This is a genomic window from Micromonospora sp. NPDC001898 (assembly GCF_042891255.1).
Taxonomy (GTDB): Bacteria; Actinomycetota; Actinomycetes; order Mycobacteriales; family Micromonosporaceae; genus Micromonospora.
Map to the genome: position 1 here is coordinate 35822 of NZ_JBIATC010000016.1, position 17069 is coordinate 52890.

Below are 17069 nucleotides of genomic sequence, written 5' to 3' on the forward strand. Positions count from 1 at the left end.
TCGCAGGCTCAGGGTTCAAGGGGCCCGAAGTCACTTGTCTTCCTCGCATGAAAATAGCTGACCGGCTCTGCCGGCAGAGACTGGGATGTCGATTGCCGCCATCTACCCGGCGATGCCCACATCGAAGCACCGCCCAAACCGCCCACTGCGGAACCGGCCGTCGCGAAGCGAATGTAGTTGCTTCCGGGCCTCGCCACCAATCACTGTCGGGAGCCCGACAGCAACATGCCTTCCATGTCAGTTCTTGGAGTGCAGCCGATTCAATAGCCGACTGCATCTGAGCCACGCCCCGACCCAGCTCGGCGACCAGATCATGCCAGTTCGGGCACACCGCGCAGCAGCGTCAACGCCGAGCGGTCGGAGCTGAGCTGCGACAACTCTGCGTCGATGAAGCCGGTGAAGAAGTTGGCAGGCGACCCGAAAAAGCCGGGCTTGTCGTCCGAGTGCCACTGGTGCAGCCACGGCTCGATTTCCGCCAGCCCCGCGAGCAGCGGCAACAGGCGGTGCGCCGGCCAGGCCTCCTGCGTCTTCCGGTCCAGGTAGACGGCGGCGAGCGCCTGCGCCTGCGCCAAGTGGTCCCACCCCGCCCAGCCGAGCAGTTCGCTGCCGTCGCTGTCCCGCCCTGCCTGTGGGTATGAGATGAACCTCTCCTTCGCCACATCGAGCTTTCCGCGCGCCCGCCAGTACGACGGCCGGGCGAAGTCCGCCGAGGTGTACTTCGGCGGCACCTCGATCGTGACCTTCTCCCCCGCGTCCTCCCGGCGCTGCAACGCCCAGGTTCGCTCCCACTGTGCCCGCTTGCGCAGCCCGGCCGGCTTGTACCGCTGTGCCGGCAGATAAGGCACATACTCGTCGGCGACCAGTTGGCCCAGCGTTCGAGCCAGGTCGTAGGTGTCGTGTCCGACCCACAGGTCCAGCACCGCCCGGAGGTCCTGATCGGCGCCGATTCGGTCGGCGAGCTGCGCCACTGACAACGGAGCAGGCGTCCCACCCCACAGCTCGGGAGCTTCCAACCGGTCAAGCAGCCAGTCCCGCAGTGCGGCCGACTGCATCTTCTCCCACCCGTCCGTGGACCAGCGCCGCTTGCACTCCGGCCGCTCAATCAGCCCAAGGTGCCGGTTGGACCCGATGGCGGCAATCCGCCGCTCCACCAACGACCGGTACTCCGCCGGCCAGTCCGGCTGCGACCGGTCAATCGGCTTGGACCCGTGCCGGTTGAACCACTCGGTCTGGGCTCCGCTGGTGTGCAGCACGATCTCGAAGGCCCGCTCCCCCAACGCCAACTCCGGCGGGTCGGCGCACGTCAGGTCCTCGTCAATCAGCCCGTAGAGCCGGTAGACCTCCCAGTCCAACTCCTCCTGGAGCGCGATCATCCGCGCTCGGACAGAGTGGTACTTCGCCTCGGCCTCCGCGAGCCGCTGCCGGGTGGGCACCCCCGAGGCGGCAACCGCTGCCGGGGTCAGGCTGGACAACCGCTGCGCCAGCCCATCCACCTCCCGCGCCCTCTCCAACGGGTACGCTCCTGGCAGCGGAAACTCCCGTAGTTTGGTGCCGGTGAACTCGTAAAAATGTTCCCACTCGTACCGGGCGGTCGAGCGTTCGCCGCCACGATTACCTTTGTCCTGGCTCACCTGCTTCAGCCAGAAGCAGGCGGTCGAACTGTTTAGCACCCCAAGCAGCCGCAGGTGATCGTCCTCCGTCGCAGCCTCCGGCAATTTGATTACCGGTGCCGACTGCTTGAATACCTTCCCACCCCGATCCAACACAAAGTGGTTATGCGTCGCTACAAAAGCGAACGCTATCGACAGCGACGTCCGCAGCTTCTCTCGATACAATTCACCAAATTCATACCATCGAAGCGATGGAATTTCTTCGATAAAAGTTCCGAAGCGCTTACGTCGCTCCAACACCCGGCGATTCGGCCAGAAAAGCCTCATCATGCTCGGAATTCGGTCTTCAGCAGCCACCGCGAGATCATCCGTGTAAGGAAAGGATGTCACCACCTCGGTCACCACTCCGTAATCGCGAACGACCTCCCCGGTCACCATCGGCCGGGTAGCCTCGATATCCTTTCTGCGGGCCGCCATGCCAGTCAGAAAGAATGCATCGTCTTCGGCGGTGATGGCTACGAACCCCATCAGGGGCGCGCGTTCACCCAGACGAGCCACCGCCATCCGAGCGACCGCGTCCATCAAAGCATCGGCTCCGCCACCGCTCAGGCTCCAAGGATGCTGTGCGAGCTGCTGACGAGTAAAGTCGGCGACGGTAACCCACTCAGACTCAGAACCCGGCTCATCGACCTGATTGGCGATCGCGCACCACACCTTTCCCAGGGCAGGGTCATCAGGCGTGGATGGTTCACCACGTATACCGAGAACCGTGCGAATGGGGCCGCTGTAACGTGCGCTGACGAATCGGTTACGGCCAATCAGAATAACGGTCGGCGTACCATGACCGGGAATGTATGCACCGGAGGTGTCGATGACTTCGGTCAACTCGGCCCTGCCGGCGAAGAACTTGTCAATCAGCTTCTTGCCGAACTCGCGCTTCATAAAGGCGTTACCGGTGATCTGACCGACATGGCCAGCACCATCGCCATCATGATCACCCTGTCTTGCCAACTGAAAGAAGCGTTGCGCGAATGGCACCGTCAGGGCGTACTTGCCCGAGCAGGTGTCGTACAACCCTCGGTAGAGCTGGTTTCGGGCGCTGTCGGAGACAGTGATGTATGGCGGGTTGCCGACCACCACCGTGTACTGGTTCTCAGCCAGGAAGTCCTTGAGCAGGTCGGCGTCCTCGCTCTCGTACGCGAAGATTTGCTTCTGCTCCTCCGCCTTGTAGCCCTCCGCCGCCTGGCTCTCCAACATCTTGAGCAGGTCGCCCTGCGCGCGGGACCTAAACGCTCCCCACGGCAGCAGCGAGTCCCCGGTGGCCACCCGGATCGGCCAGGCCGGGGTGCGTTCCAGCCTCGTCAGCCCGCACACCTTCATCGCTGCAATCAGCAGCCGGAAGCGGGCAATCGCCACCGCGAAGGGGTTGATGTCGACGCCGGTCACCTGGCCGAGCGCCCGCTCGGCCAGGATCTTGACGTCGGTGGCGGGTTCCCGGTCCTGCCACTTGCGGAACAGCCGGTGGAACGCGCCGAGCAGGAAGTGGCCGGAGCCGCAGGTCGGGTCGATGACGCTGGTCGCGGGGAGGCCGAACTCCTTGACCGCCGGCTCGAAGGTGCGGTCGAGGATGAACTCTTCCACGAACTCCGGGGTCTGCAACAGCGCGTACGTCTTCTTGGCGTGCGTCGACAGCTCCTGGTAGAGGTCGCCGAGGAAGCGGGTGTTCAGGTCGTCGCGGCGCAGCGACTCCTGGCCGGCTCCCCGGCGGAAGAAGTCGCTCAGGTCCTCGGCCGCCGGGCCGGAGATGTCGAACCGCCATACGGGGTTGTGCTGGTCGAAGATCTTGCCGGTGGCCTTCAGGCCGCGCAGGTAGCGGAACCCCTCCCGCAGCCAGTCGCGGTCGTTGTTCCGAAAGTTCTTGATCAGGTACGCCTGCCGGTGCTGGACGGCCCGGTCGGCCGGCGCGGCCGGGTCGGCGCCACCGATCCAGAGCCCGTCGACCAGCTCGTTGTCCTCACAGAACCGGACGAACACGCAGCCCAGCACCCAGGCCACCGCCGCCTGGTCGAGCATGTCGTCGAGCCAGGTCTCGAAGCTCGCCGCGACCCGCTCGGCGGACTTGGCCTGGTCGTGCTCCCGGCGCAGCTCCGCCCGCAGACCCGGTGCCTCCGCGACCTGCCCGCGCAGGTCATCCACGAGGGTCTTGACCTGCGCTTGAAGTGCCTTCAGCTCGATCACTGCTAGATCCTAAGGTCTGTCGTTCTCCCGACCGCTACTCCGAGTCGTCGTCGGCCACGCCTTCCAGGTTGTCACCCAGCCGCACCCCGATTTGAGCGGCAAAGACCCGCAGTCGTTTGCCCAGGTATGCGGTCCGATCCTCAACGAACAGGTCACCGCGCCCCTCGTTCAACCGGAACCACGCCGCCCTCGGGATGCCGTGGCTGTCCAAGATTTCCTGCGCCCCCGCTGATCCGAGGACGGTGCCGTCGAAGAACCCACGCTGGATCAACGGCAAATCGAGCAATGACCTTTCCACGCCGTAACCGGCGATGGTGGGGAGGATGAGCCGGTTGGCAGGCCGGGAGTCCCCTGAGACGACCGGCCGGTAAGCCTGGGTTGCCCCTGCCGCGAGCAACTGAACGACATCGAACTCCTGGCCGAGGACATCACGTCGCTTAGGCAACTCCCCAGCCTCCCAGGCCACATATGCCAGGGTGCGGGCACTGTTGAGGTTGAAGGCATCCGGCATGGGCTGAACTGCGGCCAGGTCGAGCGCGAGTGTCCCGCGGTTCTCCGCGAACTCGCGCATCTCACGCAATGCCGACTTTAGCGTCGTGGAGTTTGCGCCGGCGAACGAACCGGACCAGGACGTCACCCAGAACCAACGCCGCAGCTCCTCTAACTGCTCGCGGCTCGGATTGCGGCAGCGGTGGAAAAACTTGGTGAGCACCACGAGTTGGTGTGCGTACGGGAGAAGCCTGGCAAGCTGAAGGCCGGCGTACTTGAGGAAGGTCACTGCCTCGTGCACCGCCCGTTCAGCGTCCGGGACCGCGTTGACCAGCTTGTTCTGGAGCCGGACGGCAACCGATTCCCACCTCGGCGTCATGACGTCCGGCTCGTCGGCCACGGCCAGCACTGCCCGGAAGATAGCCAGTCGAGGCAGCTCTCCGAACCCGGTCGTGGCGACCGACTCCACGATGGCGTCGATCCGACTGGCCAGGGTCGGTAGACCCGGCCGATGGGTGAGTGCGGAGATCATCTGGTCGGCTTCCATCCGCACGCCCTTGCGATTGAGCCTGGTGTAGACCTCCACCGCCTGGTCCAGGTCACCACCCTGAAGCCGGATCACCGACAGCTTGCAAGTCTTCAGGCGTTGGGCGACCCGGTCCGCCTCCCGGACCAACTGCTCCGCACGGTCCCGCCCGACCCGCAGTTCGAGGCCCCTGGAGAAGGCGAGGAAGTCGAGCGTGTCGGCTACCGCCCGCACCGGTAGAAAGTGGTCCGGGGCAGGGACCGGCGGACTGCCTGCGGCACGGTGGTGCCGGTAGCGCTCAGCGTCGCTCCGTGGCGTTAGATCGCGATAGACCCGCCACTTCCACTCTCGCTGGTCGTCTGCGCGTGGTGGACGACCGAGCCGCCTCAGCACGCCGAACAGGGTGGACAGCCTCTGGTGACCGTCGAGCACATAGGAAGCAGTGCGACTTGAGGGCGCTTCCGGCACTGGAATGTCGCCAACCTCGATGAGCGACGGAACCTTGTCGGCCGTCTCCCACACGAGGATGCTGCCGATGGGATATCCCCGCTCAATGCTGTCGAACAGGTCGAGCATCTGCTCCGGTCGCCAGACGAAGGGCCGCTGGAACGCGGGCACCCTGAGCACACCGCGGGCAATATCCTCCAGGATCTGATCCAGATGCAGGACCACGGGTTCCAGTCGGCTTTCGGCCCGATCGCTCAACATGGCACCCAGTGTCCTACAGAATTCCGTGGATCATCGCGAGCACCTGCCGCAGTTCGGCGACGACATCGGGCCCCAACTCGTGGAAGTCGGCTTCGGACAACGCCATGCCGTCAGGCATCAGCGGCGAAGGCATCTTTCCCTTTTCGCCTATAAAGTGAATTTTGAGGTGTCGGTAGCCACGCTGCTGCGGGATCCACTCACGGAGGTCCTTGATCTTGGCTGCCTTGTACGGGAAGTGCCGCTCCCACACCCGGAACGGCACGTAGTTCTCCACCATCCGCCAGGTGAGCATGTGGACGTGCGGCACCCCGCCCAGCCTGGCCTTCTGCACTTTTTGATCATTTGGGCTGGGCGTGGCAGCATCGGGACGGTCACTGTCGATGAGCATTGCCACCCGGACGATCAGCGAGAAGTCGCGACACTCGTCAACTGCCAACTCCGCCATCTGCCCGGTGCCGCCACTGTGGCAAAACTTGAGCCACCGCTTCCTGAGTGCGTGCACCACGCGCTCGTCTCTGAGTGCGGTTGCCATCGCCTGTACGAACCCGCCATCGCCGATCCTGTTCTCGACCACCAGGACAGCCGGCTTACCAAGGTCTTCAGCGGCTGGCCCCACGTTGGCCGGAGTTACCCTGACCGGCCGCGCACCGCCCGATGGCGGAAACGCCGATCCGCCGCGATCGGCAGCCGCCTCCATCGTTTTCCGCGCCCAGAGCTTCAGGTCCGGTGCCTTGACCTTCGCGGCGTACAAGGACGCCACGAACGACTCGGCCCGCATCGCGTCCGACTTGGAGGGCAGCCAGTCGTGGCGGCCACGGGCGACCAGCTTGAAGATCTCGATCACCGGGAGGTGGTCGCTGCCGTCGAAGACCTCGACGTCGATGTCAAGAAGCATTGTCGAGCCGCTCCATCTGCGCCGTCGTGAGTGCCCGCACCTCGTGGTAGTCCTGCGAGAAGTAGCCGTCCGGCCAGCTGTCGTCGAGATTTCCCAGCTCGTCGATGTCGACGTGGCGCACCACGGACGCGCCGTCGCGCTGTTCCACGACGTAAACCTTGACCATGTCTGCCGTAAATTCGTTGTCAGCCTCGGCGATGCGTCGGCGTAGCCGCAGCAGCAGGGTCTCGCTGTGCGTCTCGACGAGGAACTGAGTCTTCGTCGCCAGAGCGGTTTTCAGGTAGATGTCAGCGAGCTCGGCGTGCGCGGCCGGATGCAAGTGCATCTCCGGCTCCTCGACGATCTGCAAGGGCGCGCGCTCCGGCTCGCCGCGCAACTCGTCGAGGGCACACTGCACCAGGATGGGCAGCACCTGGGCCAGGCCGGTACCTGCGTCGGCCAGGTTCACTTGGACCTCGCTGCCTCGGCGGGTCAACACCGTCGACCAAAGGGGGCCAGCTGGTATCTCCGCGACCCGCCAGTCCGGCACGATCGACGCCAACAACTCGTTGACCCGCTTGACCAGCACCCCACCTGCCCGCTTGGAATCGTCGGCGAGGATGCCCGACATCCCTTCGCCCTGCACGCCCAGCAGAGCCGGTGCCCCCAGGGGCAGCCGGTGGTGCCGCGCGATCCGCTCCCTGTACGGGCTTAGATACCGAATCGGCCCTGGGCTCAGGTCGAGGTTGCCGACGTCCCGCAGTCCTCGTACGGCGGTCAGGTCGGGCACCAACCCACGGAAGCCGACCCGTTGAACGACAGGAGGTTTCCAGGCCCGTCGGATCTCGTACTCCAGCTCCTCTCCGCGCCGGATCTGCGGCAGGGGCGTGACCGAGATCCCGTCAATGTCTGGCGTCTCGTGGCGACCTGCTCCCACCAGCCGAGACGAGACGAGCATGGCCTTGAACTGCGGGGACATGAGATCCAGGCTCGACACCACCGCGCTGTTGATGCTGTCCACGTACTGGACCTCGGCCTCAAGGGCGAACGGTGAGATGCCCGCCACCGTCAACCCGATTTTGATCGGCCGGCCGGTCAGATGGTCGTGGAACAGCTCGCGAAAGTCATCCACGATGTCCGGGCCGAGCCGGTCCAGATCGAGCGGAGCCGTACTGGTGGTGTCGAAGCCGGTGGCGATGACCAGCGGGGCCCGTGCCAACACGCTCTTGCCGGAGTTGTTCTTGCCGAGCACCACCGTCACCGGGGCCAGCTCGATCTCCTGACGCTCCCGGAAGCAGCGATAGTTCTCAAGCACGATCTTGCTGAGGGGCATTCGCATGTTTCTAGCAGGACTTCTGGGCAGGAAAGGTCCCCGAGGGCTGTCAGAAACACGACATACCACCCCTCGAACCGAGCCTGATATCGGATCAGCGAGAAGTTGATATCCTCGGTCGGTTGCTACCAGGCGAGGAGGCCCACATGTCCCGAACCATCATCGACATCGACGACGAACTGCTCGAGGAAGCAGCGAAGATCTTCGGTACCACTACCAAAAAGGCCACCGTCAACGCTGCACTGAAGGCAGCTGTCGATCGGGAGAAGCGGCGGGAGTTCGCCGACTGGCTCAAGAGCGGCGGTCTCCCCGGCCTCACCGGGCAGCGTGCGGCAGCGCCGGACGCTGCGTGAGCGGGGAGTTCTACCTCCTCGACAAATCCGCTCTCGCTCGCTGGTCCAAGCCCGTGATCGCACCGGTGCTTGACGAGTTGTCCGACCGGGGCCTGCTGGCGGTGTGCGGCGCAATCGAGATCGAGGTGATCCAGAGCGCCCAGACGGCGAAGGACGCTCAGCGCGCCCGCTGGCTGCTCGGCGGATTCCACTGGCTGGCCATGCCTGACGAGATCTGGGACCGGGCGATCGACGTCCAGGTGCGGGCGCTGCACAAGGGCAACCACCGTGCGCTGTCCATGGCCGACCTGCTGATCGCCGCGACCGCCGAGCGCCACGGGGCCACCGTGCTGCACTACGACGGCGACTACGACATGATTACCGCGATCACCGGGCAGCCCACCACGTGGGTGGTGCCGGGCGGCACTGCGGACTGATCAGCGCGCTTTCGACCGCTCTTCGCCGGCCGCCTCGATCCACTCGTCGGCGAGCCAGAGCGACTGACTGGCCGGGGAAGTCAGCGGTAACTGCACCCCGTCCAGCACCGCCGGCTCCGGCCGCCACGCCGGGACCAGCAGCAGTCGGGCCGCCGGCCGGGGGCGGGTCGGGTCGGCCAACTCCTGGAGCAGCCCGAGCTGACCGTAGCGGGCCAGCGGCGCGGCCTCCGTGATCAGCACCGGCCCGTCGGCGGCGGCGATGGCCGCGCCGACCGCCGGCACCACCTGGTGCCGGAACAGGTCCAGCAGACTGCGGAAGTCCGCGTCCAGCGGCGAGCCGTTGTCGGCCGCCACGATCGCCTCCCACGGGACGCCCAGCGCGCGCAGCCGCTCCAGCAGGATCGCCGTGACGTCCACCTCGGTCAGCGGCAGCCGGGCCAGCAACGCCCGCCGGGCCGGGCCGAGCCGGCGCAGCGGCGTCAGCAACGCCAGGAACGCCCGCCGCTCGATCGCCGAGGCGAGCCGGTCAGCCACCTCGTCGGCCGCGCTGAGCCCGAGCAACGGCACGTGCGTGGTGTTCATCCGGGTGCCGGTCACCGACGTCAGGAAGACCGGCGGCCCGTACACCTGTTCGTTCGCATGCCAGGTCAACGGGACCTCGGCCGCCGCGAGCAGGTCGGTCAGGTCGGGCCGGTCGGGTGCCCGTTCCGCCCGGGGGAAGCGGCTGTGCACCCTGTCGCGGATCCGTGCGGCGCTGAGCCGCTGGCCGATCAGGCTGCCCACGGACAGCCGCAGCGCCCGCTTCGCCGGCATGTTGACCGGGTATAGCTGGCCCTGCGCGTTGACGTCGACCCGGTCGTTGCTGCCGGCCGCCGCGAGCTGCAACAGCCGCAGGTCGGTCACCGCCGGCATCCCGGCGGGGGCCGGCAGGCGGCGCAACTCCTCCACGGCGCGTTGTCGGGTCGGCAGCGGGTCGGCGGCGGCCAGCTCGGCGGCTCGGCCGCCCAGCTCCACCACGTACGCGAGGAAGTCGGCGGCCGTGACGTCGGACGCCGGGTCGTCCGGCTCCCGGCCGACCAGGACAGTGTTCGACGCGCGGAAGCGGTGGATGGCCACTCGGGCGTCCCCGCCGGTGCTCAGCTCGGCCTCGACGGCGGCGCGCACCAGCCCGATCGCCTGCGGCAGCCGCTTCGGCCCGGAGGTGTACGAGCCGCGCGCGGCGATCAACGCCTGGGCCAGCTCCTCGGCGGACATCACCGCGCCCCGGGTCTCGAGCAGCGCCACGAGTTCGTTGCGCACCGCCGCCAGCGCCGGCAGGCCCAGCCAGAACCGGGCCTGCGCGCCGAGCAGCTTGGAGATCTGCGGCTGGGTCCGGTCGGTGGCCCGGGCGGCTTCCGCCTGCGCCGGCCAGCGCAGGAAGACGCCGTCGCCGGTGGGCGCCTGCCCCAGCAGCACGGCCAGCGCCCGGTGGTTGCGGGACGTCGCGGCGGGCAGCAGCACCTCGCAGAGCGCCTCGACTCCCTGGGCCGCCGGCTGGTCCTCGGTGGGTGCCGGCTCGCTGTCGTCGGGCAGCACGGCGCGCAGCGCCCGCGCCTGGGCGAGGATCTCCTTGCGGGTGGCGTCGGGCACCCCCTTCGCCCGGGTCAGCGCTGACGGCTCCGCGTCCAGCAGGTCGCCTACGGTGTGCAGGCCGAGCCGTTCCAGCGCCGAGCGGGCCCGGGCGGTCAGCTCGGTGACCTCCAGCGGCGATTCCCTGGCCAGCCCCACCGTCGCCGGCACCGGGCCGATCGGGGTCACGGCCGGCTGCGGGACCTGCTGGAAGATGGCCCGCCAGGCGTCGGTCATCTCGTCGACGGTGTCGAACCGGGCCGCCGCGTCCCGGGCCAGCGCCCGGCGGAAGAACTCCACCAGCCGGTCGGCGACCGCCGGATCGAACGCCGCCGGATCGAGGGTCACCTCGTCGCTGACCGCCACCGGGTTGGCATTGTCCCCCCAGCGGGGCAGGGCGCCGGTCGCCATCTCGTAGAGCACCACGGCCGCGGCGAACCGCTCGGCCGCCGCGTCGTAACGCAGCCGCCGCGCGGAGCCGAGGAACGGGTCGAGGTAGCCGACCGTGCCCGCGCCGAGCTGGTCGGCCGGCGTCGACGACAGCGAGAAGTCGAAGACGCACAGGTGCGGCTGCTTGTCCTTGGGGCGGGGACGGGCCGCCAGGTTGGCCGGCTTCAAATCCCGGTGCCAGACGCCCTGGCCGTCCAGGTAGTTGACGATGTCGAGCAGGTCGCGCCCGTACCGCTCCAGCAGGTCCAGCGCGAGCCGGCCCCCGCGGAGCTCCTCGGCGAGCGTCAGCGCCCCGGCGCTCTCCATCAGCAGGGCCGTCCGGCCGCCGACCCGCACCGGGCCGTCCACCAGCGCCGCCACCTGGGGATGCTTCAACCCCGCGAGGGTACGCGCCTCAGCGGTCAGCCGTTCCTCGTGCTGCTCGTCGCGGGCCACCTTCAGGACCAACTCACGGGACACTGCAACGCCCCCGGTGACGAGCAGGGCGACCGCCGTGGCACCGGAGCCGAGCCGGTCCTTCACCTCCAGTCCCCCGTCGAGCAGGTCGCCCCGGTGCGCGGAGAGCGGATCGGCCACCGGCTCGGGCTCCGGCGCGGTCAGCTCGTTCCACACCTCCTCCAGGTCCTTGCGGAACTTCGAGACGCCGGGCGTCCGGGCTGCCGGGTCGCCCCGGGTCGCGTCGTAGACCAGCTTGACCAGTTCGAACGGCATGCCGTCGACGGCCGCGTCCAGGTGCAGGCCGCTGTCGCGGACCGCGTTGACCAGTTCCTCCGGCGTGGCGGCCGGTGCCGCCCCGGCGAAGATCCGGTACGCCAGCGCGCCGAGCGCGAAGACGTCGAGCTGGTGGCCCGGCAGCAGGGTGGCGCCCCCCGCCTCCGGTGCCTGATAGCGGCGGACCTCGTCGTCGAAGAACAGCTCCAGGCTCGCCGGGTCGCTCGACGGGCCCAGCCGGGTCAGGTGGCTGGTGCCGGCCAACCGCCCGCCGGTCTGCCAGTCGGTCACCACCAGCGTCGGGCGCGGCCCGTCCGGTTCCCCGACGTAGACGGCCCGGGGCGAGAGGGCCCGGTGAGCCAGCCGGCGTGAGTGCGCGTAGTCGATGATCTCCGCAAGGTCCTGTACCAGTTGCAGACGTTGGGCCAAGGTCAACGCGTTGCCGCGCCGAAGCAGCCACTGATCGAGGCGTACCCATTCCTGCTGGTGGTCGAAGACGACCGCCGGGCCCCAGGGGTGCTCGACCAGGTCGTGCGCCCGGGCCACCCCGGGGTGGTGGATGCCCTGCAGCAGGCGGAACTCCCGCTCCGCCGCCCTGCGGATAACCGGCACCTCGTGCTCGGCGGCCCGGCTGGTCAGGTAGAAGCGCACCCGTCGCACCAGCGCGGTGTCCAGCGCGTGGCCGGCGAGGAAGTCCTGCCAGCCGAGCCCTTCGGCGAACGGCTTCGGGTGCAGCAGCAGTTGCCCGACCTTGCGGTCCGCAACCGACGGCCGGATCTTGGCCCCACGCACCAGCTCGACGATCTGCCGAGCCCGCGCCGCGTCCACCAGGTGGTCGGGGTTACGCGGCAGCGCGAGCAGGAACCTCTTCAAGCTGGGCAGGTTGGATTCCGCCTCGTGCCCGTCCAGCCCGTGGACGTGCTGGCCGCCGATCGCGTCCAGCTCCGCCCGCATCGCCCGGGCATGCAGGAACACCGCCGCACCGACGTAGGGCGCCTCGTCCTGCCGTCCGTGCTGCTTGGCGTAGTAACGGATCAGGCTGGCCAGCCGCTTCGCCTTCCGGTTGGCCAGGATGTACGGATTGTCCTCGGGGGTGAGCCGGGAGTTCGATGCACGGCGCACCCACTGGGTTCCGTCCCCGCTGATCTCGCCCTGCCAGTGCTTCAACTCCAGCACGTGCAACCCGCTGGGCGTGAGCACCAGCGCATCGACCTCGTTGATCGAGCCGTCGACGCCCACGAACTCGACGTTGGCCCAGACGTGGTACGGGTCGGCGTCCGGCAGGTAACTGGCCAGTTCACGCAGGCCGTCCTGTTCCCACGTATAGGAGCTGGCGTTGATCTGCTCCCAGCGCGGGGAGTCCTCACGCATCAGGCAGGCCCCTCCACCCACGGCCGTCGGTGCCCCGGCTCAGCCTTCGCACCCTACCCCGTCCGACATCTGATCGAGGGAACGCCAGAGCCACACGCAACGAATGAACCTGTTCACACACGCTGTGCACCGATGATCTCCTGACCACGCGGTGTCACGCCGCCGGGAGGGCGCTGCGGAAAGCCCTCCTGCAAGTCGCATCGGTGACAGTAGCGCGGCCCTCGTGGTCTTGATCCTTATGGTCATGCAACGGCGCGGGCGAGCCATGGAACTTCCATCACCGACCTGCTGCCTGACTGCGTATCAATCTGGGGGTTCGGTGGGGATTTTCGACATCATCGGCACGGCGCTCTCCGTCGCGACGACGATCGGCAAGGTGGCGGGGGCCCTCAGCGGGGCCCTCAGTGGCGACCTGGTACATCTCGGCCGTGCACAGGTCGGCAACAGCAACCCCGACCTCGGTGAGGTCGTGTTCTGGCGGGACAAGCAGACGGGCATGCTGATGGTCGGCAACCAGTCGACCGACACCAGCGTCGCGCTCTTCTTCCCGGGGAACCCGTACGGTGGCGCCGGTGCCGAGTCGATCATTCTCGGGAGCATGCAGAAGTTCCCCGTCGGCGACATCTTCACGCAGTACGCCAACGCCGACGTGGACGACCTGGTCATCACCCCCTTCCTGGACGATTCCAGCGCGCAGGCGGAGGCCGGCGTAGGCACCGGTGGCCCCACCGGCATCTCGATCCAGGCGTCCGGTCAGAACATCGCCCCGAGGGCCAAGGTGCAGCTCGGTCCGTCCGTCGTGATCGAGGCGTCCGACACCACCGTGCAGGTCGCGGTGGTCGGCGGGCTCGTCCTCGCCGGAATCGTGCTCCTCAACGTACGTGGCGCCGGCACCACGGCCGCGCGCATCCTGAACGTGCTCCGCAAGCCGTCCGACGCACTCGACGACGACACCTCGATGACGGTGGCCATCCCACAGGGCGTCGACATCGCCAACGGCATCTCCTCCATCGACGTGATCCTGGCGGTGCAGAGCGCGAGCCCGACCGCGGCCATCCCCGCCCTGGCTCCCCACCCCGACGCCGTGCCGTTCACCGACGAGGACCTTGCCCGGCTGGCAGCGTTCACTCCCGGCCAGTGACCATGGTCGAGATCACGACACCCGATCCGCTTCCCCCGGGAACCGTCGGTCAGCCGTACCACCTGGAGTTGCGGGCCGCGCACGGCATCCCGCCGTACTCGTGGTCGACGGCGAACGGTGAGCTTCCCTACGGCCTGGCGCTGGACGACGGGGGTCTGGTCGCCGGGGTGCCGAAGGCCGAGGTGATCCTGTCGGTGCAGGTCTGTGTCCAGGACTCGGCGGAGCCTGCGCCGCAGTCGGCGCGGAAGTGGCTGAACATCGTCATCCGACCGGCCGGCCGGTTCCTGATAACGACCGCCGAGCTGCCGCCGGCGAAGCAGAACACCAGTTACCGCACCGCACTCGCGGCGACGGGCGGAGCGCCGCCCTACGTCTGGTCCGTCGACAGGGACTCGTTGCCGGTCGGGATCGAACTGGACGCCACGACCGGAACGCTCGCCGGCACCCCGGCCTCGCCCGGCTCGTCGTCCTGCGAGTTCGAGGTGACCGACGACGCCGGCAACCACGCCGCCCGCACGCTGCCGCTGACGGTCCTCGGCGAACTCGGGGTCACGACCACGGACCTGCCTGCGGCGATGGACCAGCGCCCGTACGACGTCACGTTGCGGGCCGGCGGCGGAGCGCCACCGTACACCTGGGCCGTCGCCACCGGCGCGCTTCCGGCCGGTATCGAGCTCGACGCCGTCACCGGGCGGCTGAGCGGCACGCCGCAGAGCACCGGAACCTGCGCCGTCAGCTTCACGGTGACGGACAGTCAGCAGTCCCACGCCAGCAGCGCGACGATTCCGCTGACGGTCGCCCCGACCGCCTGCCTCGCGACGATAACCTCGTTCACCGGCCGCGTGGAGGTCGTCGTACCGGATGTCAGGAACAGGGTCATCGTGTCGTGGCAGACGGAGGGCGCCGCGGTGGTCTACTTCGACCGGGAGGTGGGCCAGTTCGCGAACCCCGGGCCCAGCGGCCGGGTCTCCATCGAGTACCGGACCAGCATTTCGGGGCCGATCGACCCCCCGGTCCTCCCCGGCACGATCACCTGCGTGGACCAGTACGGGCTATCGGTCCTGGCCCCCATCCGCCGGGCGGTGGACGCGTCACGCTCCGCCGTCCCCGGGAGGAGTCGGTCTACGCCCTGAGACCCGCCTCCCCCGCGCCAGCCGCCGGCCGCTGGCGCGGCACGGTCGGACCCGCCTCCCCGCTCAGGTTGCGCCACAGGAACTCCAGCGTCAGCGCCCAGACGAAGGCGCGCTGCGCGTTGTTCGCCGCCGCGCCGTGTCCGCCCTCGACGTTCTCGTAGTACGCCACCTCGTGGCCCTGCTCGCGCAGCCGGGCCGTCATCTTGCGGGCGTGCCCCGGATGCACCCGGTCGTCCCGGGTGGAGGTGACGAGCAGAAGCGGCGGATACGGCTGGTCGCCGCGGATGTTGTGGTACGGCGAGTACCGGCTCAGGTAGGCCCAGTCGGCCGGCTCGTCCGGGTCGCCGTACTCGGCCATCCATGAGGCGCCGGCCAGCAGCCGGTGGTAGCGCCGCATGTCCAGCAGCGGGACGTGGGCGACGACCGCCCCGAACAGCGCGGGGTAGCGGGTCAGCATCACCCCCATCAGCAGGCCGCCGTTGCTGCCGCCCTCGATACCGAGTCGCGCCGGCGTGGTGATCCCCCGGGCCACCACGTCGGCCGCCACCGCCGCGAAGTCCTCGTACGCCCTGAGCCGGTCCTCCCGGAGCGCGGCCCGGTGCCACGCGGGACCGTACTCGCCGCCGCCCCGGATGTTCGCCACCACGTAGGTTCCGCCCCTGGCCAGCCAACCCCGGCCGATGATGCCGCTGTAGTGCGGGGTCAGGGAGATCTCGAAGCCGCCGTACCCGGTGAGCAGGGTCGGCCCCCCGGCCGCGTCCGGGTCGCCCACCACGAAGTACGGCACCCGCGTCCCGTCCGCCGAGGTGGCGAAGAACTGCCGTTCCGCCAGGGTCTCCCCGGCGAAGAACGTCGGTGCCCGCTTGAGCGTCTCGACCGTGCCACCGACCTGTCCGAGCCGCAGGGTCGCCGGCTCCCGGAACCCCTCGGACGCGAGCAGGTAGTCGTCGCCGGTGTCGCGGTCGGTCTCCACCACCCGGCTGTGGCCGGATTCGGGTACGCCCGGCAGCGGCTCCCGCCGCCACCCCGTCGAGTCGGGGGTCAGCACCTCCAGCCGGCTCCGCACGTCCGCGAGGGTGGCCAGGATGAGGTGGTTGCGGGTCCACGCGTGACCGCCCAGCGCGGTGCGGTCGTCGGGCCTGAACAGCACCGTCAGGTCCCGCCCACCGGCGAGGAACTCGTCGAACCGGGCCGCCAGCAGCGCGCCCGCCGGATGGGTGACGCCCTCGACCGTCCACGGCGAGCGCAGCCCGATCACCAGCCATTCCCGGTGCACATCCCACCGGGCGTCGTCCGGCACGCCGATCCGCAGCCGCTCACCCTCCCGCGTCAGCAGGTGGCTCTCGGTGCGGTAGAAGTCCAGGCTGCGCCCCACGAAGGTGCGCTCGAAGCCGGGTGTGTGGTCGTACGAGGCGTAGGCGCTGACGTCGTCCGCCTGCCCCTCGAAGACGACCTCGGCCGCCGACAGCGGCGTGCCCCGCCGCCAGCGCCTGACCACCCGGGGATAGCCGGAGGTGGTCAGCGACCCGGGCCCGAAGTCGGTGGCCACGTAGATGTGATCTGCGTCGATCCAGCAGACCGTGCTCTTGGCCTCGGGCACCGTGAAGCCGTCCTCGACGAAGGTGCGGCCGGCCAGGTCGAACTCGCGCACCACGACCGCGTCGGAGCCACCTCGGGACAGGCTGAGCAGGCAGCGCTCGTACCCGGGGCGCAGCACCGTCACACCGCCCCAGACCCAGTTCTCGCCCTCCTCGGCGGCCAACGCGTCGAGGTCGAGCAGCACGTCCCACTCGGGTTCGGGCCGGCGGTACTGGTCGAGGGTGGTCCGCCGCCACATCCCCCGCGGATGCGTCGCGTCGGTCCAGAAGTCGTAGTAGAAGCGGTCCCCACGCCACCCGGGGTAGGGGATGCGGTCGTCCGAGTCGAGCACCTGCCGGATCTCGGCCCGCAGGGCGTCGAACCGCTCGTCCCCGGTCAGCGCGGCCAGAGTCTCCGCGTTGCGGTCCCGCACCCATCCGGCGGCGTCCGGTCCGTCCAGGTCCTCCAGCCAGAGGTACGGGTCGTCGCCCTCGTCCGTCAGCGTCACGTTGCCACTATCCACCCACGCG

The 17069-nt window shown here is 68.7% G+C and carries 10 protein-coding genes; 4 read left to right on the forward strand and 6 right to left on the reverse strand.

All coding sequences use genetic code 11. The features are described 5' to 3' along the window. Nucleotides 1-311 precede the first annotated feature (311 nt). Genes pglX through ACFYZF_RS25100 form a run of 4 tightly spaced genes read right to left on the reverse strand, consistent with a single transcriptional unit; the run spans nucleotide 312 to nucleotide 7778 of the window. Nucleotides 312-3848, reverse strand: a complete 3537-nt coding sequence (gene pglX / locus ACFYZF_RS25085; RefSeq protein WP_387024688.1) for a BREX-2 system adenine-specific DNA-methyltransferase PglX — start codon at nucleotides 3846-3848, stop codon at nucleotides 312-314. Between the two features lie 34 nt (nucleotides 3849-3882). After that, nucleotides 3883-5571, reverse strand: a complete 1689-nt coding sequence (locus ACFYZF_RS25090; protein ID WP_387024690.1) for a DUF262 domain-containing protein — start codon at nucleotides 5569-5571, stop codon at nucleotides 3883-3885. 13 nt (nucleotides 5572-5584) lie between these two features. Further along, nucleotides 5585-6466: a hypothetical protein gene (locus ACFYZF_RS25095; RefSeq protein ID WP_387024692.1), complete on the reverse strand. Its 882-nt coding sequence runs from the start codon at nucleotides 6464-6466 to the stop codon at nucleotides 5585-5587. Beyond that, on the reverse strand, nucleotides 6456-7778 hold the full coding sequence (locus tag ACFYZF_RS25100; RefSeq protein WP_387024694.1) for a DUF3696 domain-containing protein: 1323 nt from the start codon (nucleotides 7776-7778) through the stop codon (nucleotides 6456-6458). The genes ACFYZF_RS25095 and ACFYZF_RS25100 overlap by 11 nt, the downstream gene beginning before the upstream one ends. A 146-nt stretch (nucleotides 7779-7924) precedes the next feature. On the opposite strand from ACFYZF_RS25100, the gene ACFYZF_RS25105 reads away from it, so the two are divergent. Further along, nucleotides 7925-8131, forward strand: a complete 207-nt coding sequence (locus ACFYZF_RS25105; RefSeq protein WP_387024696.1) for a type II toxin-antitoxin system VapB family antitoxin — start codon at nucleotides 7925-7927, stop codon at nucleotides 8129-8131. After that, a complete protein-coding gene (locus tag ACFYZF_RS25110) occupies nucleotides 8128-8547 on the forward strand; it encodes a PIN domain nuclease (protein ID WP_387024698.1) in 420 nt (139 codons plus the stop codon). Before ACFYZF_RS25105 ends, ACFYZF_RS25110 begins: the two co-directional genes overlap by 4 nt. Here the strand turns inward: ACFYZF_RS25110 and pglW are convergent, their stop codons facing one another. Next, complete coding sequence (gene pglW / locus ACFYZF_RS25115; protein ID WP_387024700.1) at nucleotides 8548-12687, reverse strand: BREX system serine/threonine kinase PglW; 4140 nt, start codon at nucleotides 12685-12687, stop codon at nucleotides 8548-8550. A gap of 319 nt (nucleotides 12688-13006) precedes the next feature. Here pglW and ACFYZF_RS25120 point away from each other — a divergent pair, with 319 nt between their 5' ends. Beyond that, nucleotides 13007-13828, forward strand: coding sequence for a hypothetical protein (locus ACFYZF_RS25120; RefSeq protein ID WP_387024702.1), 822 nt, complete (start codon nucleotides 13007-13009; stop codon nucleotides 13826-13828). A gap of 2 nt (nucleotides 13829-13830) precedes the next feature. Further along, nucleotides 13831-14961, forward strand: a complete 1131-nt coding sequence (locus ACFYZF_RS25125; protein ID WP_387024812.1) for an Ig domain-containing protein — start codon at nucleotides 13831-13833, stop codon at nucleotides 14959-14961. Here ACFYZF_RS25125 and ACFYZF_RS25130 read toward each other — a convergent pair. Continuing rightward, nucleotides 14951-17047, reverse strand: coding sequence for a prolyl oligopeptidase family protein (locus ACFYZF_RS25130; protein ID WP_387024704.1), 2097 nt, complete (start codon nucleotides 17045-17047; stop codon nucleotides 14951-14953). The genes ACFYZF_RS25125 and ACFYZF_RS25130 overlap by 11 nt on opposite strands. Nucleotides 17048-17069 lie beyond the last annotated feature (22 nt).